This window comes from Actinomadura roseirufa (genome assembly GCF_900659635.1).
In the GTDB taxonomy this organism is placed as follows: domain Bacteria; phylum Actinomycetota; class Actinomycetes; order Streptosporangiales; family Streptosporangiaceae; genus Spirillospora; species Spirillospora roseirufa.
On sequence record NZ_CAACVB010000506.1, the window covers coordinates 1 to 2,670 of the forward strand.

General features: G+C 75.8%; 2 protein-coding genes. Both read left to right on the forward strand.

Annotated features, from left to right (window positions below; translation table 11 throughout):
• Nucleotides 1-67: 67 nt before the first annotated feature.
• Entirely contained in the window at nucleotides 68-1,732 is a 1,665-nt protein-coding gene (locus E1291_RS40865; RefSeq protein WP_370771130.1) for a GTPase family protein, read from the forward strand.
• Nucleotides 1,729-2,670: GTPase family protein (locus E1291_RS40870; RefSeq protein ID WP_370771129.1), on the forward strand; the 942-nt coding region annotated here is incomplete at its 3' end. The genes E1291_RS40865 and E1291_RS40870, both read left to right, overlap by 4 nt.

Below are 2,670 nucleotides of genomic sequence, written 5' to 3' on the forward strand. Positions count from 1 at the left end.
CCGGGTCCCCGCCGCCGGGCGCGCCCCGGCGGGCGCGGGCGGCGCGACCGTCCGGCAGGGCGACCTGATCGCCGCGCTGACCGTGCTGCGCGAGCAGCTCGACGCGTTCGACTTCGTCCTGGACGTGCCGGGCGTCGAGGAGGCCCGCGAGGCCCGCGCCGAGGTGCGCAACCAGATCGAGGACTACGTCCTGCCGCGCGTGCAGGCCGCGGGCGCCCCCATGCTCGTGGTCCTCGGCGGCTCCACCGGCGCGGGCAAGTCCACCCTGGTCAACACGCTCGTCGGGTCCCGCGTCAGCGCCACCGGCGTGCTGCGCCCCACCACCAGCAGCCCGATCCTCGTGTGCCACCCCGACCACGCCGCCTGGTTCCTGGAGGGGCCGATGCTGCCCGGCATGGGACGCGTCCGCGGCCCCGCCCCGGACGCCATCGCCGGCGACCAGCTCGTCATCATCACCAGCGACGTCCTCCCGCCCGGCCTGGCGCTGCTCGACAGCCCCGACTTCGACTCCGTCTTCGAGGACCACTACGAGTTCGCCACCAAGCTGATGGCGGCCGCCGACCTGTGGCTGTGCGTCACCACCGCCGCGCGCTACGCCGACGCCCAGGTGTGGCAGATGCTCCGGCGCGCCCGCGAGAACGGCGCCACCATCGGCGTCGTGCTCTCCCGCGTTCCGCAGGGCGCCGGCTCCGAGGTCGTCGAGCACTTCGGCGAGATGCTGGACGAGCACGAGGTCGGCGACGCCCGGCGCTTCACCGTCCCCGAGACCCGCATCGAGGACAGCCGCCTCCCCGAGGAGGCCGCCGAGGACATCCGCGCCTGGCTCGTCGGCGTCGCCGAGAACACCGGCGACCGCGAGATCGTCATCAGCGACACCCTCGCCGCCGTCCTGGACAGCCTCCGCACCCGCGTCCCGGACGTCGCCCGGCACGTCGAGGCGCAGGTGGAGCGGCGCGCCGAGCTGGCCCGGGAGGTCGAGGCCGCCTACGCCACCGTGCTCGCCGAGCTGGAGAAGGCCACCAGCGACGGCTCCCTGCTGCGCGGCGAGGTCCTCGCCCGCTGGCAGGACTTCGCCGGGACCGGCGACCTGCTGCGCGCCCTGCACGTCCAGCGCTCGCGCCGCGGCCGGGCCGCGAACCGCCGCCGGCGCAGCCCCGCCCGCGTGCGCGCGCTCAAGGCCGCGCTGCGCAGCGGCCTGGAGTCGCTGATCCTCGCCTCCGCCGAGCACGGCGCCGAGGAGGTCGTGGCCCGCTGGCGCGAGCATCCCGCCGGCGGGCGCGTCCTGGCCGGGCCCGCCGGCGAGCTCGGCGGCGTCTCCCCGGAGCTGTCGCGCCGCGTCACCCGCGCCGTCAGCTCCTGGCAGGACCACGTCCAGGAGCTCATCCGCACCGAGGGCGTCACCAAGCGCTCGGTCGCCAAGCTCGTCTCCTTCGACACCGAGGCGGTCTCGCTCGTCCTGATGATCGGCCTGCTCGGGTACGGGACGGCCGGGACCGACGCCGAGGACGGCGCCGGCGCCGTCCCACAGCGGCTGCTCAAGGCCCTGTTCGGCGCCGAGTCGCTGCGCGGCATGGGCGCCAAGGCGCGCGCCGACCTGCGCAGCCGGATGAGCATGCTCTTCGACGAGGAGGCCATCAGGTACGGGCAGGCGCTCGACGCCGCCGGCATCCCCGACGAGACCGTTCCCGTCCAGCTCTACCAGGCCACCTACAACCTCGAGGTCGCCCGATGACCACCTCGGCCATCCCCGCCGGCACGCCCGCCGGGCCCGCCGTCGCGCCCCCCGCTCCGCCCGCCGGCGTTCCCGCGCCCGCCGCCGCCCCCGGCCTCGGCGACCGGCTCGACAGCCTCGACCGGCTCGTCAAGGCCGGGACCGGCCGGCTCGACCGGGCGCTGATCGAGGACGCCGGCGTCCTGCTCGACCGGGCCGGCGAGCGGCTGCGGCTGTCCGGCGAGCACACCGTGATCGCCCTCGCCGGCGGGACGGGCAGCGGCAAGTCCTCGCTGTTCAACGCCATCTGCGGGCTGGAGCTGTCGCCCACCGGCGTGCGCCGCCCGATGACCTCCAAGGCGCACGCCTGCGTGTGGGGCCTGGACGGCGCCGGGCCGCTCCTGGACTGGCTCGACGTCGACAAGCGGCACCGTTACGCCCGCGCCAGCGCCCTCGACCTGGAACGTCCCGACAGCTCCCTGCAGGGCCTCGTCCTGCTGGACCTGCCCGACCACGACTCCATCCAGGCGCTCCACCGCGCCGAGGTCGACCGGTTCGTCACGATCGCCGACCTGCTCGTCTGGGTCGTCGACCCGCAGAAGTACGCCGACGCCGCGCTGCACCGCAACTACATCGTCCCGTTCGCGCGGCACACCGGCGTCACGCTCATCGTGCTCAACCAGGTCGACCGGCTCGGCCCGGACGAGATCGACGACTGCGTCGCCGACCTGCGCCGGCTGCTGGAGGCCGAGGGCCTGGACCGTCCCCGCATCGTCACCACCTCCGCGGTCAGCCAGGACGGCGTGCACGGCTTCCGCGAGGTCCTCGTCGACACCGTCGCCGCCCGCCGCGCCCGCGGCGAGCGGCTCGGCGCCGACCTCGACGGGATCGCCGGCCGGTTCGCCGAGCAGCGGCTGCCCGCCGAGCCCCCCGCCGCCGTCGACGACGTCCGCCGGGCC